Annotated in this window: 14 protein-coding genes; 5 read left to right on the forward strand and 9 right to left on the reverse strand. The window is 70.6% G+C overall.

Going from position 1 to position 14,269, the window contains the following annotated elements; genetic code table 11:
• Positions 1 to 7 precede the first annotated feature (7 nt).
• The 3 genes from R2B38_RS29000 to mce all read right to left on the reverse strand — a co-directional run bounded on the left by R2B38_RS29000 (position 8) and on the right by mce (position 5,626).
• The gene (locus R2B38_RS29000) at positions 8 to 943 is read right to left on the reverse strand and encodes a cellulose-binding protein (protein WP_033285426.1); all 936 of its coding nucleotides are present in this window, start codon (positions 941 to 943) and stop codon (positions 8 to 10) included.
• Between the two features lie 184 nt (positions 944 to 1,127).
• Positions 1,128 to 4,976: a polarized growth protein Scy gene (scy, locus tag R2B38_RS29005; protein WP_318018860.1), complete on the reverse strand. Its 3,849-nt coding sequence runs from the start codon at positions 4,974 to 4,976 to the stop codon at positions 1,128 to 1,130.
• A gap of 209 nt (positions 4,977 to 5,185) precedes the next feature.
• Entirely contained in the window at positions 5,186 to 5,626 is a 441-nt protein-coding gene (gene mce, locus R2B38_RS29010) for a methylmalonyl-CoA epimerase (RefSeq protein WP_318018861.1), read from the reverse strand.
• Between the two features lie 149 nt (positions 5,627 to 5,775).
• Between mce and R2B38_RS29015 the strand changes: the two genes are divergently transcribed.
• The 3 genes from R2B38_RS29015 (at position 5,776) to R2B38_RS29025 (ending at position 9,734) form a co-directional block, all read left to right on the forward strand.
• Entirely contained in the window at positions 5,776 to 6,978 is a 1,203-nt protein-coding gene (locus R2B38_RS29015) for an acetyl-CoA C-acetyltransferase (RefSeq protein WP_318018862.1), read from the forward strand.
• 62 nt (positions 6,979 to 7,040) lie between these two features.
• Complete coding sequence (gene meaB, locus R2B38_RS29020; RefSeq protein ID WP_318021816.1) at positions 7,041 to 7,997, forward strand: methylmalonyl Co-A mutase-associated GTPase MeaB; 957 nt, start codon at positions 7,041 to 7,043, stop codon at positions 7,995 to 7,997.
• Positions 7,998 to 8,138: 141 nt separating this feature from the next.
• Positions 8,139 to 9,734, forward strand: coding sequence for an MFS transporter (locus R2B38_RS29025; RefSeq protein ID WP_318018863.1), 1,596 nt, complete (start codon positions 8,139 to 8,141; stop codon positions 9,732 to 9,734).
• Here the strand turns inward: R2B38_RS29025 and R2B38_RS29030 are convergent.
• From R2B38_RS29030 to R2B38_RS29050, 5 genes are all read right to left on the reverse strand, one after another.
• The gene (locus R2B38_RS29030) at positions 9,676 to 10,152 is read right to left on the reverse strand and encodes a MarR family winged helix-turn-helix transcriptional regulator (protein ID WP_318018864.1); all 477 of its coding nucleotides are present in this window, start codon (positions 10,150 to 10,152) and stop codon (positions 9,676 to 9,678) included. The genes R2B38_RS29025 and R2B38_RS29030 overlap by 59 nt on opposite strands.
• Positions 10,153 to 10,244: 92 nt before the next feature.
• Entirely contained in the window at positions 10,245 to 11,042 is a 798-nt protein-coding gene (locus R2B38_RS29035) for an AIM24 family protein (protein WP_318018865.1), read from the reverse strand.
• The gene (locus tag R2B38_RS29040; RefSeq protein ID WP_318018866.1) at positions 11,039 to 11,689 is read right to left on the reverse strand and encodes an AIM24 family protein; all 651 of its coding nucleotides are present in this window, start codon (positions 11,687 to 11,689) and stop codon (positions 11,039 to 11,041) included. Before R2B38_RS29040 ends, R2B38_RS29035 begins: the two co-directional genes overlap by 4 nt.
• A 1-nt stretch (position 11,690) precedes the next feature.
• Entirely contained in the window at positions 11,691 to 12,323 is a 633-nt protein-coding gene (locus R2B38_RS29045; RefSeq protein WP_033285470.1) for an AIM24 family protein, read from the reverse strand.
• An 88-nt stretch (positions 12,324 to 12,411) separates the two neighbouring features.
• Positions 12,412 to 12,735: a DUF6191 domain-containing protein gene (locus tag R2B38_RS29050; protein ID WP_318018867.1), complete on the reverse strand. Its 324-nt coding sequence runs from the start codon at positions 12,733 to 12,735 to the stop codon at positions 12,412 to 12,414.
• A gap of 123 nt (positions 12,736 to 12,858) precedes the next feature.
• Here R2B38_RS29050 and R2B38_RS29055 point away from each other — a divergent pair, with 123 nt between their 5' ends.
• The gene (locus R2B38_RS29055; RefSeq protein ID WP_318018868.1) at positions 12,859 to 13,203 is read left to right on the forward strand and encodes a DUF3817 domain-containing protein; all 345 of its coding nucleotides are present in this window, start codon (positions 12,859 to 12,861) and stop codon (positions 13,201 to 13,203) included.
• On the forward strand, positions 13,200 to 13,493 hold the full coding sequence (locus tag R2B38_RS29060) for an MTH1187 family thiamine-binding protein (protein ID WP_019060761.1): 294 nt from the start codon (positions 13,200 to 13,202) through the stop codon (positions 13,491 to 13,493). The genes R2B38_RS29055 and R2B38_RS29060 overlap by 4 nt, the downstream gene beginning before the upstream one ends.
• Positions 13,494 to 13,589: 96 nt before the next feature.
• Here R2B38_RS29060 and R2B38_RS29065 read toward each other — a convergent pair whose 3' ends face one another.
• Complete coding sequence (locus R2B38_RS29065) at positions 13,590 to 14,258, reverse strand: hypothetical protein (protein WP_318018869.1); 669 nt, start codon at positions 14,256 to 14,258, stop codon at positions 13,590 to 13,592.
• Positions 14,259 to 14,269: the final 11 nt, after the last annotated feature.

Consider the following 14,269-nt stretch of genomic DNA (forward strand, 5'->3'; position numbering starts at 1 on the left):
CGCTTGCTCAACGGGACTGCTGAGCCGGAACTCCACGAGAGATCGGCTCGTCCTCGACCGGCGAGCTCGCGGCGGCCACCGCGGCACCGGTGAGCGTGGCGAGCATCTCGCGCACGTTCGTCAGCTGGGCGTTGATGCTGTCGCGACGGTTCGTCAGGGCGGCCAGCTCGCGCTCGGACTCCGAACGGATGCGGTCGGCCTTGGCGTTGGCGTCGGCGACGATGTCCTCGGCCTGGCGCTGCGCCGTCTCCACCGTCTGACGGGCGCGACGCTCCGCGTCCGTGCGCAGCTTCTCGGCCTCCAGGCGGAGCTGCTCCGCGCGGTGCTCGATCTCCGCGAGGCGCTTCTCGGCCTTCTGCTGACGGGACGCCAGGTCGCGCTCGGACTGCTCGCGGCGCTTGGCGAGGTTCGTCTCGAAGTCGGCGGCGGCCTGCGCGGCCTTGGCGCGGGTCTCCTCGAAGAGGGCGTCGGCCTCCTCGCGCTTCTGCTGCGCGTCCTTCTGAGCCTCGCCACGCAGCTGGGCGGAGTCGCTCTTGGCCTTCTCGACGATCCGGACGCCCTCGTCCTCCGCCTTGGACTTGCGCTCCGCAGCGAACGATTCTGCGTCGTTGCGGACCTGCTGGGCAGCGGACTCCGCGAGTTCGCGGTGCTGCTCGGCCGCGCGCCGTGCCTCCTCGCGCAGGTCCTTGGCCTCTTCCTCGGCGAGGCGGAGGATCTTCTCGACCCGCGCGCCGAGACCGGCGTACGACGGCTCGGCGTCGCTTACCTGGGCCGCGGCGTTCTGCGTTTCGAGGTGGAGCTCCTCGATGCGCTTTTCGAGAGCAGTGATACGGGCCAGAGCGCTGTCACGGTCGGAGACGAGCTTCGAGATGCGTTCGTCCACCTGAGCGCGGTCGTACCCACGCCGCACAAGCTCGAAGCCGTAGGGGGAAGTGTCGCTCATGGGGTTCCTGTCGAATGAGACCGGTGAGGTGATAGGTGGAATCCTAGGGGCCGAAGCGGTGTGTCATCGAGCGGATGCGTGTTTGATCTGGAGAATGACACCCCTTTTGAGTGGCTAACCGTCGGACCGCTTGCCAAAGACTCGGTCAAAGGCCCCAGAACACCCCTAACCTCACAGGGGTTTCTTAACCTTCAACAGACTTGCCACCCGAACGAGTTGCTCCCGCCGTGGCTGCCGCCTTGACCCCGCCGTCCTTGGCCGCTGTCGGGGCCTCGAAAGACTCCAACGCTTCCAGGACGTCCTGGACACGGGAGATTTCGGCGTTGATGTCCTCGCGGCGGCGGACGAGCACTTCGAGGTCGCGCTTGCCCTCCTCGACCGTGCGGCGGGCCTCGCGGATCGCCTCCGCCTTCAGCTCCTCGGCCTCGCGGATGAGCGTGGCCTTCTTCTGCTCGGCCTCCTTGAGGAGACCCTCGGCCTTCTTCACGGCGGCGATACGGACCTTGCCCGCCTCGGAGTTGGCCTCCGAGACCAGTTCCTTGGCCTTCATCTGGGCCTTGCCGAGCTGCTCCTCGGCCGCCTTGATGAGCGCGTCGCAGCGGTCGCCGGCCGACTTCATCGTCTCGGCGGACTCACGGCGGGCCCGCTCGTGCAGGTTCTCGATCTCCGTGGTGATGCGGTCGCGCAGCTCCTCGGAGCGCTCCCTTATGGCGGTGGCGTCCCGGCGCGCGCCGACGAGCAGCTCGTCCGCGTCCGTACGGGCCTGCTCCACGCGGGAGTTGCCCTCGATCGTGCCCTCGGACACCAGCCGGTCGGCCTCGCTGCGGGCCGCGCCGACCATGGAGTCGGCCTGTGCCTCGGCGTCCGCCGTCGTCTTCTGCGCCTGCTGCTGGGCCTCGCTGAGGAGTTTGTCGGCCTCGGCCGCGGTCTCCGTGATGAGGGTGTCGACCTGCTCGGCCGCCTCGGAGCGCCGTTTGTTGGCCTCCTTGCGGGCCTCGTCCAGCGTCCGCTCGGACTCCTCGCGCGCCGCCGAGGTGACCCGCTCGGCGTCCGCCTCCGCGTTCGCCTTGAGACGGGCGGCCTCGCTGCGGATCCGCTCGGACTGCTGCTGCGCGGAACCCACCGTGTCGGCGGCCTCGGCGCGCAGCCGCTCCGCGTCCCCGGTCGCGTCCGAGATGAGTTTCTCGGCCTTGGCCACGGCCTCCGAGCGCACCCGCTCGGCCTCGTTGATGGTCTCGGTCTGGAGCCGCTCCGCCTCCGCCGTCACCTCGGTGATGAGGGTGTCGGCCTGCGTCGCCGCGTCCGAACGGATCCGGTTGGCGTCCTCGCGGGCGTCCGCACGGGCCCGCGCCGCGTCCTGGTCGGCCTGCGCGATGGTGTCCGAGGCCTGGGTGCGTGCCTGCTGGGCGTGGTCGGCGGACTCCGCCCGCAGCCGCTCCGCCTCCGCGATGGCGTCCGAAACGGTGCGCTCCGCAAGGGCCTTGGCGGCGTCCGTCTCCTCGGCCGCCCGGCGCCGGACGCGGTTGGCGTCCTCGGTGGCCCGCTCCCGCTCGCTGTACGCGTCGGCGCGGACCCGGTCCGCCTCCTCCTGCGCCTCGCGCCGGGTGCGGTCCGCCACGTGCTCGGCGGCCGAGCGGATCCCGGCGATCTCCTCCTGCGCCTGCTCGTGCAGCCCGGCGACCGACTCCCGTACCTGCTGGGCGTGCTGCTCGGCGCCCGACACCATCTCGGTGGCGCGCCGGTCGGCCTCCTCGACCAGCCGGACGGCCTCGGACTGCGCCTCCTCGACGCGGTTGCGCGCCGAGGCCAGCAGCTCCTCGCTCTGCTCGCGGGCCCGCTCGCGCTCCTGCCCGGCCTCCTCGCGGGCCGACCCGAGCAGCTCCTCGGCCTCACGGCGACGCCGTACGGCCTCCTCCTGGGCGGCGGCCAGCGTCTCCGACGCTTCCGTGGCCAGCCGCTCGGCGGCGGCCTGGGCCTCCGCGCGGACGCGGTCGGCGGTGTCCTGTGCCTCGGTCTTGAGCCGCTCGGCCTCGGCCGACGCCTCGGACCGCAGGCGTACGGCGATGGCCTCGCCCTCGGCGCGGGAGGCGGACGCGTCGCCCGCGGCCTCGTTGCGCAGCCGGTCGGCCTCCGCCTCGGCCTGGGCCTGGAGGGAGCGGATGCGGTCGGCGGCCTCACCGCGCAGGCGTTCCGTCTCCTCGGCGGCCTCGCGGCGGATCCGCTCGGCCTCCTCGCGGGCGTCGGTGAGCGCCTGTTCGGCGGCGGCGAGCCGTTCCTCGGTCTCCGTGTGCAGCCGCGTCAGGCCCTCGGCGGCCTCCTCGCGGCGTGCCTCTATGGCCCGCTCGGTCTCGTCGCGCAGGTCGCGTGCGGCCTGTTCGGCGTCGGCCTTGATGCCCTCGGACTGCTCGATGACCTCCGCGCGGTGCCGCTCGGCCTCCTTGCGGGTGCGGTCGAGGGTCTCCTCGGCCTGCCGGCGCAGGGTGGTGGCGCGCTCGATGGCCTCGGTGCGGACCTTCTCGCTGTCCGTGGTGGCCGTCTGGCGCAGCTCGTCGGCGTCCGCGCGGGCCTTCGACAGCAGCTCCTCGGCGGTCTTGGCCGCCTCCTCGATCTGCTGGACGGCCTCGCGCCGGGCCTCGGAGCGGATGCGCTCGCCCTCGCCGACCGCGTCGGCCCGCAGCTGCTCGGCCTCGCCGCGCAGCCGGCGCGCCTCCTCCTGGAGCTCGACCGTCTTGGCCCGGTACTCCTTGGTGTCGTCCTTCGCCGCGCCCTTGAGCCCCTCGGCGATGTCGTGCGCCTGGGCGCGCAACCGGTCGGCCTCGGCCTCCGCCTCGGAGCGGATCCGCTCGGCCTCCTCGGTGGCGGCCTTCGTGGTGTTCTTGGCGTCCTCGGACGCCTTGTCGAGGACTTCCTCGGCGGTACGGGCGGCCTTCGCCAGCTGGGAGGCGGTCTCCTCGGCGGTGAGGCTGCGGGCGTTCTCCTCGGCCTCCGCGACGATCTTGTCGGCCTTGGCCTGGGCCTCGGCGACGACCTGTTCGGCGTCGGACTTGGTGGCCTCGGCCTCCTTGGTGGCCTCCGTGACCAGCCGGGCGACCTGTTCCTTCGCCGTCCGGGTGCGCTGCTCGTTGGCCGACTCGGCGCTGGAGAGGGCCTTGGCGGCGGCTTCCTTGGCCTCGCTGAGGACCTTCTCCGCCTCAAGGCGCGCCTCACGCAGTGAGGTTTCGGCCTCGGCCATGCGGGTCTCGGCGGCCCGGCTCAGCTCGGTGGCCTGACGGCGGGCGGAATCCGACTCGTTGACCGTGGAGCTGCGCAGCTGCTCGGCGTGGTCGGTGGCCTCCTGGGCCTGCGACGACGCCGCGTTCAGCAGCCGCTCGGCGTCCGTGCGGGCGCGCCGCAGCAGCTGCTCGGCCTCCGCGCGGGCCGCCTCGGCGTCCATCTCCAGCCGCTGCCGGGCCTCGGTGGCGACGCGCTCTGCCTCGGCGCGGGCGGCGGCCAGCGCCTGCTCGGCCTCGGCGCGCGACTCGTCGACGAGACGGCGGGCCTGCGACTCGGAGCGGGCGCGGAGCTGCTCGGCCCACGCCACGTTCTCGTTGACGTGCGACTCGACGGTCTGCCGGCGCTCGGCGAGTTCCTGGTCGAGCTGCTGGCGCCGGGTCACGGCCTCCGTGTGCAGCTCCGCCTGGAGGCGCGCGGCCTGCTCGGCGTGCTCCTGGAGGATGCGCTGGGTCTGCGCGCGGGCCTGGCTCAGCTCCCGCTCGGCGTCCTGCCGCAACTGGTCGGCCTGGACCTGGGCATTACGAAGCATCTGCTCGGCCTGGTAGCCGATGTCACCGCCGTCGTAAGCCGGTCGGGACATGAGGGTGCGGCGCGCCTCGTGCAGCTTGGCGCGCAGCACCTCGACCTGGTAGCCGAGGTCCTCGGCATGCTGGATCGCCTTTTCCCGCTCGGTCTTCAGCCGCTCCATCTCGGCCTCGAACCGAGAGAGGTGGTCGACGTCAGCCGCCGGCTCTCGCTCCTGGCGTTCGTAGCCCCGCACTGCGCGGTCCCATCCGTCCCCTGGTCGCGGTTTACTCCAACGAGCGCCGTCCATCCACCGAACGGTGCTCCCGGGGAATGGTGTCAGATCAACGACGGAGCATGGGCTGCTGCCCGACGCTCGCCCCCCGAAACCCGGACCCCGGCATGCCGTTGCCCTGGTTGCGAGCGACGACCGACCCCAACCCTACCGGCCCATATGTACGAGGGTCAGTGCTCAGGTGACTCAACAGGCGCCGAAGTGACCAGTTCTGTCAGTACGCCATGGCAATCCTTTGGGTGCAGGAACGTGATCCGTGACCCCATGGAACCGATCCGGGGCTCCTCGTACAGAACGCGTACGCCCTTCCCGCGGATGTCCTCGGAGTCCGTGTCGACATCCGCCGTACCGAAGGCGATGTGGTGGACCCCCTCCCCGTTCTTCGCCAGCCACTTCCCCACGGCGGAGTCCTCGCGGGTCGGCTCCAGGAGCTGGAGGTAGGAGGCGCCGCCGTCGTCCGTGTTGTTGATCTTCAACATGGCCTCGCGGACACCCTGCTCCTCGTTGACCTCGGAGTGGAACACCTCGAAGCCGTACGTGGCCCGGTAGAACTCCACCGTCCTGTCGAGGTCGAAGCAGGCGATCCCGATGTGGTCGATTCGCGTCAGCATGTATGTAGTGCAGCGCTCGCGCGGTGGTTACGCAACGTGCGCGCGATCACACCGACGGCCCGATGACGGGGTGGACTACCGCTCAGTACATTTCAAGTAAACCCTCGTTCACTCCTCAGCTGAAACACGCTGGAAGGGGATCGCACCTCATGTCTGGAACGAACAGCACGACCTCGGTGATCGTCTCGGGCGCCCGGACGCCCATGGGACGCCTGCTGGGCTCCCTGAAGTCCTTCTCCGGAGCCGATCTCGGCGGCTTCGCGATCAAGGCCGCCCTCGACCGTGCGGGTATCGGTGGCGACCAGGTGCAGTACGTGATCATGGGCCAGGTGCTCCAGGCCGGGGCAGGGCAGATCCCGGCACGCCAGGCCGCCGTCAAGGCGGGCATCCCCATGAGCGTCCCCGCGCTCACCATCAACAAGGTGTGCCTCTCGGGCCTCGACGCCATCGCGCTCGCCGACCAGCTCATCCGTGCAGGTGAGTTCGACGTGATCGTCGCGGGCGGCCAGGAGTCCATGACCAACGCCCCCCACCTGCTCCCCAAGTCCCGCGAGGGATACAAGTACGGCGCGATCGAGATGCTCGACGCGATGGCCTACGACGGCCTGACCGACGCCTTCGAGAACATCGCGATGGGCGAGTCCACGGAGAAGCACAACACGCGCCTGGGCATCCAGCGCCCCGAGCAGGACGAGATCGCCGCCCTGTCCCACCAGCGGGCCGCGGCCGCCCAGCAGAACGGCGTCTTCGAGGCCGAGATCACCCCGGTCGAGATCCCGCAGCGCAAGGGCGACGCGGTCGTCTTCAGCAAGGACGAGGGCATCCGCGCGGAGACCACGTTCGAGTCGCTCGGCAAGCTGCGCCCGGCGTTCACCAAGGACGGCACGATCACCGCCGGTTCCGCCTCGCAGATCTCGGACGGTGCGGCGGCCGTGGTCGTGATGAGCAAGACCAAGGCGCAGGAGCTGGGCCTGGAGTGGATCGCCGAGATCGGCGCCCACGGAAATGTGGCGGGACCCGACAACTCCCTCCAGTCGCAGCCCTCGAACGCGATCCTGCACGCCCTCAAGAAGGAGGGCCTGGAGGTCGAGAACCTCGACCTGATCGAGATCAACGAGGCCTTCGCCGCCGTAGCGGTGCAGTCAATGAAGGACCTCGGGGTGTCCACGGAAAAGGTGAACGTCAACGGCGGCGCGATCGCCCTGGGCCACCCCATCGGCATGTCCGGCGCCCGGCTCGTCCTGCACCTGGCCCTGGAGCTCAAGCGGCGTGGCGGCGGGGTCGGCGCGGCGGCGCTGTGCGGCGGCGGCGGTCAGGGTGACGCGCTGATCGTGCGGGTACCCAAGGCCTGAGCAGCAGTACCTTCTCGCACACCCGCAAGGGACTCGCACATCCGCAAGGGATCGGAGCCGTGATGCAGGACGTCGCCTCGCTGGTGGCCCAGGCCAGGGAAGGCCGGCCGCGGGCCGTGGCCCGGCTGATCTCCCTGGTGGAGGGGGCGTCCCCCCAACTCCGGGAGATCATGGCGACCCTCGCACCGCTGACCGGCGGCGCCTACGTCGTCGGCCTCACCGGATCGCCGGGCGTGGGCAAGTCCACGTCCACGTCCGCGCTGGTCACGGCGTACCGCAAGCAGGGCAGGCGGGTCGGCGTCCTGGCCGTCGACCCGTCCTCGCCGTTCTCCGGCGGCGCCCTGCTCGGCGACCGCGTCCGCATGTCGGACCACTCCTCCGACCCCGGCGTCTACATCCGCTCGATGGCCACCCGCGGCCACCTCGGCGGCCTCGCCTGGTCGGCCCCGCAGGCGATCCGCGTCCTGGACGCGGCGGGCTGCGACGTGATCCTGGTCGAGACGGTCGGGGTGGGCCAGTCGGAGGTCGAGATCGCCTCCCAGGCGGACACGAGTGTGGTGTTGCTGGCCCCCGGGATGGGCGACGGCATCCAGGCGGCGAAGGCCGGAATCCTGGAGATCGGCGATGTCTACGTCGTCAACAAGGCCGACCGCGACGGAGCCGACGCGACCGCCCGCGAGCTGAACCACATGCTCGGCCTGGGCGAGTCCCGCGGCCCCGGCGACTGGCGCCCCCCGATCGTCAAGACGGTCGCGTCCCGCGCCGAGGGCATCGACGAGGTCGTGGAGGCCCTGGAGAAGCACCGGGCGTGGATGGAGGAGCACGGAGTCCTCGCGGAGCGCCGGGCGGCCCGGGCGGCCCGTGAGGTCGAGACGATCGCGGTGACGGCCCTGCGCGCCCGCATCGGCGACCTGCACGGGGACCGACGGCTGAGTGCGCTCGCGGAGCGGATCGTGGCGGGGGAGTTGGACCCGTACCGGGCGGCGGACGAACTGATCGCGGGCATCACAGAAGGGTGATCGCGGGGGCGCGGAGAGCTAACTCGATGGTCAACGCCCTTGTCCCGTTGGTACGTTGACCGCATGTTCCTCCTCTTGGCATAGGGCACGCCGAACACACCGGCGTCCCTTTCCCATGCCTCCAGTTGAGGAACCTCTCGCATGTCCGCGTCCTCTTCCACGCCGGCTCCGGCGTGCCCTTCGTATGCCGCCGTACTCCAAGTCCCGTACGCCCGACGCACGTTCGCCGCCGCACTCGTAGGCCGCCTGTCGTACGGCATGGTCTCCCCGGCGGTCCTGCTCGCGGTCGTCCGCGCCACCGGCTCCTACGCCGCCGCCGGCACGATCATGGCCGTCTTCGGCACCGCGACCGTCCTCCTCCTGCCCCTGCGCGCCGCCCTGGTCGACCGCCACGGCCCGCGCCGCGCCCTCCTCCCCATGGCGATGCTCTACGGCGGTCTCCTGTGCGTCCTCGCGGCGGTGAGCTGGAGCCCCGGGACGCCGGAGGTGGTGCTCGGCGCGGTGGCCGCGCTGACGGGCATGTGCGCGCCCCCGCTTGGACCCACGATGCGCTCCGTGTGGGCCGAACTCGTCGGTGACCGTGGGTTGTTGCAGCGCGCGTACAGCCTCGACGGTGTCGCGGAGGAACTCCTGTACGTCGTCGGCCCGTTGGCGGTCGGCGGGGTGCTCAGCTTCGCTCCACCGGCTGCCGGGGTGCTGCTCAGCGCGGCTCTCATCGTGACCGGGACGATCGCGTTCGTCCTGTCACCGGCGCTGTCGGGTGTGCGTGTATCGGCAGGCGCGGGGCGGGGGTTGAGGCCGGCGCGGGTTCGCGGGCTGCTCGGTCCGGTGGTCGTGGCCGGGGGGACGGGGCTCGCGCTGAGTGCGGTCTATCTGCTGGTGATGGCGTTCGTGGAGGAGCGGGGGTACGGCGATGACGTGGTGCCGTGGGTGCTGGCGGCGTTGTCGGCTGGCAGTGTGGTGGGTGGGCTCGTGAACGGGGCGGTCAACTGGCGTACGGCTGCGCGGGTTCGGCTGTCCGGGGCCGCGTTGGGGCTCGGGGTGGTGTTGGCCGCGGCGGGGTTTGCCCCGGGGGTGTGGTCGCTCACCGTGGCGGTTGGGTGTGCGGGGCTTTTTGTGGCGCCGGCGTTGACCACCGCGTATCTGCTCGCCGATGAGGTGGCCGTGCCGGCGGCGCGGACTCAGGCCGGGGCGTGGGTCAACATGGCGGTGAACGCGGGGAGTTCGGGTGGGTCGGTGGTGACGGGGCTGCTGGTGGGGCGGGTGCCGTTGGGGGTTTGTTTTGTGGTTGCCGGGGTGGTGGCGGGGGTGCGGGGGTTGTGTCTTGGCTGCCGGTGCGTCGTGGCTGGTCGCGCAGTTCCCCGCGCCCCTAAAAGCAGGGCGTTGTCGTGCCCCGGCATTGCAGGTCCCGGGCGGTTGTCATGCAGCCGTCCGGGGCCTCTCCAGCGCAGGTGGCCAATATTCAGCCAGCCCGTCCGGTGCCTCTCCAACGCAGGGCGGCAATATTCAGCCTGTCCGGTGCCTCTCCAACCCAGGTCGGCAACACTCAATCCGTCCGGTGCCTCTCCAGTGCGGGCCGGCAATACTCAGCCCGTCCGGCGTTTGAGGACGAGGCCCCTTCAGGGCCGATGGGGGTCTGGGGGCGGAGCCCCCAGAACGGCCCCGCCGGGAGGGACGGTCAGGGGCGTCCCCGTTGACCCCGCAGGTGTTCCGCGATCGGCTTCAACGTGCTGCTGAGGTCCGACAGGCCCTCGGGGGTGACGAGGTCGATGAAGTGGCGGCGTACGGACGCCACGTGGTGGGGCGCGACCTTCTTCATCGTCTCCAGGCCGTGCTCGGTGAGGACGGCGTACAGCCCCCGGCGGTCCGACTCGCAGTTCTCCCGGCGGACCAGATCCGCGTTCTCCATGCGGGTGATCTGGTGCGAGAGGCGGCTCTTGGACTGGAGCGTGGCGGCCGCGAGGTCGCTCATCCGCAGCCGTACGTCCTCCGCCTCCGAGAGGTTCACCAGGATCTCGTAGTCGTTCATCGTCAGGCCGAACGGCTGCAGGTCCTTCTCGAGTTGGTACGTCAGCAGCCTGTTGACCTCCAGATGGGTGCGCCAGGCGCACTGCTCCTCATCGGTCAGCCAGCGCGTGGCCGTCTCGGTCTCCATGAATGAAGTCTACCTAAAATGTTGAAAGGCGAACTAGTGAGGGTGGCGTGACGGCGCGCACACGTTCGACGTCACACTCCGCAGACTACCGCTCACAGCCCGAAGCGACGCTGGAGGTCCCCCAGCTGTCCGGGAAGGCGCGGTGCGCCTGCTTGCTGTGCGGGGCCTGTGGGGACCCCGCCCCCGCCCGGTACCCCCGGCTCGTGCGGCACAACCCCTGTGGCCTGCTCGGGCATCAGGTTCTCCGAGGACTGGAGCAGCACCGTGCCCGCCCCGACGAACTCGAACTGGTGCTCCTCCCCGGAGGCCCCGCCGATGCCCGTCATCGCACGTAGACCGCCCATCAGGCCGGTCATGTACGCGTGGTCGTAGTGATGGCAGGGGGAGGGGCAGTCGGCCCAGCCGACGAGGGCCTGCGGGTCCACCCGGATCGGGGGTTCCACGAACACCACCGGGCCGCTCGACGCGGCCACGATCTTGCCCGTTCCGATGAGTGTCAGAAAGCCGGGAACAATCGACTGCTTGAGAGCGAGACTTGGCTGAAAAGCGAGCAGGTTGCCCGAGCGAATGGTCATGTTGGCGTCTTCGAGGTCGTACGCGTTGACGTCGAAGGCCCGGTCGGCGAGCAGCATCTTGCCCGAGCCGTCCGCCACGACCCAGTCGCTCGCGTGCAGAGGCGAATGGAAGGACGTACGGACAAGTCGGTCGAGTCGCCCGTGCCCGATGCCGTTGAACTCCATCGAGCCGTAGTAGGCGATCATCTTCCCCTTCTGCAGGAACCACTGGCTCCCCTTGAGCTCCACGCAGAAGGTGTACTTGTTGACGTTGTCGTCGACCGGGAGGGTCATCGGGTCGTAGACCGTGGGGCCGGACCCCGCGTACTGGCTCACAGCTTCTCCTCCGACGCCTGGACGTACACCGCGCCGCTGCCGCTCAGCTCCAGCTGGAACGCCTCGCCGGAGCCCCGGCCCACCATGTCGCGCCAACCGAGCGCCGCGGACAGCTTGTTGCGTACGTCGCCGTGGTGGGCGACGTAGGCCTGCGGGTCGACATGGACCGGGCGCCCCGGGGTGATCGGGACCTCGAAGACGCCGCCGTGGGCCATCACGGCGACCGCGCCCTGCCCCTGGAGGGTGGTGGTGAACAGGCCCTGGCCGGTGACCTGGCCGCGGACCATGCCCATCACCCCGCCCTGCGAGCCCATGAACATCGTGCCCTGCTGGAGGGTGCCCTCGAAGGCGAGGAGGCGGTCGGCCTCCACGTAGAGGGTGTCTCCGGTGAGCTCGATGATCTGGATGTGGTGGCCGCCGTGACCGAACATCACGGTGCCGCTGCCCTCGACCGTCATCAGGGGGGTCGCCTCGTTCGCCACCCGGCGGCCGAGCATCGACATCACACCGCCCTGGCCGCCCTGGATGTTCGGGGTGAAGGAGACGTCGCCCTTGTAGGCGAGCATCGCGCCGCGCTGACTGAACAGCCGCTGGCCCGGCACGACCGTGGCCTGGATCATCTTCGAGTTGATCTCGGTGAACGCCATGTCACACGTCCCCCGCGATCGTGTTCCGCTCGCTGGGCTGGACGTAGACGAGCCCGTCGCCCTCGAAGCGGATCTGGAAGGCCTCGCCGCCGCCCTCCCCGAAGAACGTGCGGAAGGTCACACCGGACTGGAAGGACTGCTGCAGATTTCCCTGGTGCGCGATGTACGCGCCGGGGTCGACGGTCAGCGGGTACTGCCGGCTGACCCGCAGCACCACGGCCGGGCCGTCCGACATGATCGCCGCCTGGCCGTGCCCCTCGACGGTCGTCGTGAACAGCCCGTTCCCCTGCGAGGCGCCGCGCAGCCCGGTGAAGGTCGTTCCGGTGCGCAGCCCGGCGTCGGTCACGAGCAGATTGCTCGACTCCACGTACAGCTTGTCCCCCTGGAGATTCACGAGGTTGATCTCGGAGGCCCGGTCCGCGAACCAGCACGTCCCCTGCCCCCTCACCTCCATCACCGTCATCTGCTCACCGGTGAGCCGCCGGGTCACCATCCCCCGGATGCCCTCACCGCCGCCGGTCATCTTCTTGAAGGCCATCTGCCCGTCGTACGCGACCATCGAGCCGTTCTTCGCCTTCACGGCGTCCCCGGTCATGTCGACGGCGAGCACCTTGCTGCCCTGGAGCCGAAACATCGCCACGCAGCGAAGGTAGCCGGAGGGGTGCGGTCGAGGACAGGGCCCGTGGGTGGAGAACGACCCTGACCTGCCCCCTAAGGGCGGCCTACGCCGTGTCTCGGGGTGTGGTCAGCCGGATGACCGCGGTCCCCGCGCGCAGGTCGACGGTCGACCAGGGCGGGTCCCCGTCCTCCTCGTCGTCCCGCATGACCAGCGCGCTCTGCCGTTCCTTCAGCTCGGTCTGCTTGCCCGGCGACAGGCTCGCGTGCAGCTGCTCGAAGCCGGTCGCGGATATCTGCCCCTGGCGCCCGGAGTTCCGCCAGGGGAGCACTCCGGCGCGGCCCATCCTCAGGAGCAGCTGGTCGAGGAACGCGAGCGCGGTCAGCAGGACCACCAGGCCGGGCAGCGTCATGAAGAAAACGAACTGCACGGGCACTCCCGGGGGCTCGGCGACGGACCCCCAGTCTCGGCTCGCTCAGCCGTTTGCCACAATGGGTGAACGTTTGTGCTCGCGTTCACAAACTGTGGACGTCTCCCTCACCGAAGGTGACCCGTGGACATCAAGACCGCCACCGCCCTCCGCCGCCTCCGCCTGGTGTCGGCCCCCGAGGCCGTGTCCTTCCTCCTGCTGCTCGTCTGCTCGGTGCTGAAGCGGACCACGGACTTCAACGCGGTGCCCGTCATGGGCATGGTCCACGGCGTCCTCTTCATCCTCTACGTCCTCTTCTGGGCCGACGCCTGGAACCGCACGAAGTGGGGCGCCAAGACCGCCGCCTTCTACTTCGTTCTCTCCGTGCTGCCCACCGGCGGCTTCTTCGCCGAGCGCAAGCTCAAGCGCGAGGCCGAGAACGCCGTCATCGCCTCCCGCGCCCGCCAGGAAGGGATCGTGAACGCATGATCGTCGCCTTCTCCGTGACGCCCCTCGGTGTCGGCGAGGACGTGGGGGAGTACGTCGCCGACGCCGTCCGCGTGGTCCGCGAGTCCGGCCTGCCCAACCGCACAGACGCGATGTTCACGTCCATCGAGGGCGAGTGGGACGAGGTGATGGACGTGGTCAAGCGCGCCGTCGCCGCCGTCGAGGCCCGCGCCCCGCGCGTCTCCGTGGTCCTCAAGGCGGACATCCGCCCCGGCGTGACGGACGGCCTCACGTCCAAGGTGGAGACGGTCGAGCGACACCTGGCGGAGTAGCGAAGTGGGCGAGCGCCGTCCGGCGGGGGCGGGCCAGGGAGGTCGGAGGAGTCAGGGGCTGGGGGAGCAAGGGTTCGAGGCCCGCCGCCCCTGAAGTCAGGGCAACTGAGGGAGCCAGGGCTTGAGTCCCTGTTCCACCGCCCCCAGCACCTCACCCGGCGTCAGCTCATCCACCCGCTCCACCACCACGAGCCCCCACCCGTGCCGCCGCACCACATCGAGCGTCACCGCCCGCTCGCGCCCCAGGTACGTCACCGCCGACGCGAGGTCGGACACCGGCGGACTCACTTTGTACGCGGCGAGTTTCCCGACGTACCGGTCGAGCCACTCCGGCCCCTCCCGTTCCACGGCCCGGGACAGCGCGGCCCCGGCATCCCCGTCGAGGAAGACCACCACCGGACGGACCGGGGCCAGTACTCCCGTGAGGTCGGTCATGAACGCGTCGATCGTCTCCGCGCTGTGCCCCATCGCCAGCAACGTCGGCACGAACGGCACCAGCGCGTCCGCGACCACCACGTCGTCGCCGCGCGCCAGGCCGGAAGCGACATACCGCTCCGCCGCCGCGGCCAGCGTCTCCGGACCGACCGCTCCCGTCGCCCCGAACTCCTCGGCCACCGCGGCGAATTCGGACCGGCTCAGGATCTCCTCCTCGCGGAAGTGATCCACCCGCAGCCCCGCCCCGGCGAGCGACCGGGACAGCCCGGCGCACAGCGTCGACTTGCCGGCCCCGGGAGCCGCTCCCCACACCGACACCAGAACCGTCATTCCCAACTCCC

This window comes from Streptomyces sp. N50 (genome assembly GCF_033335955.1).
Classification (GTDB): domain Bacteria; phylum Actinomycetota; class Actinomycetes; order Streptomycetales; family Streptomycetaceae; genus Streptomyces.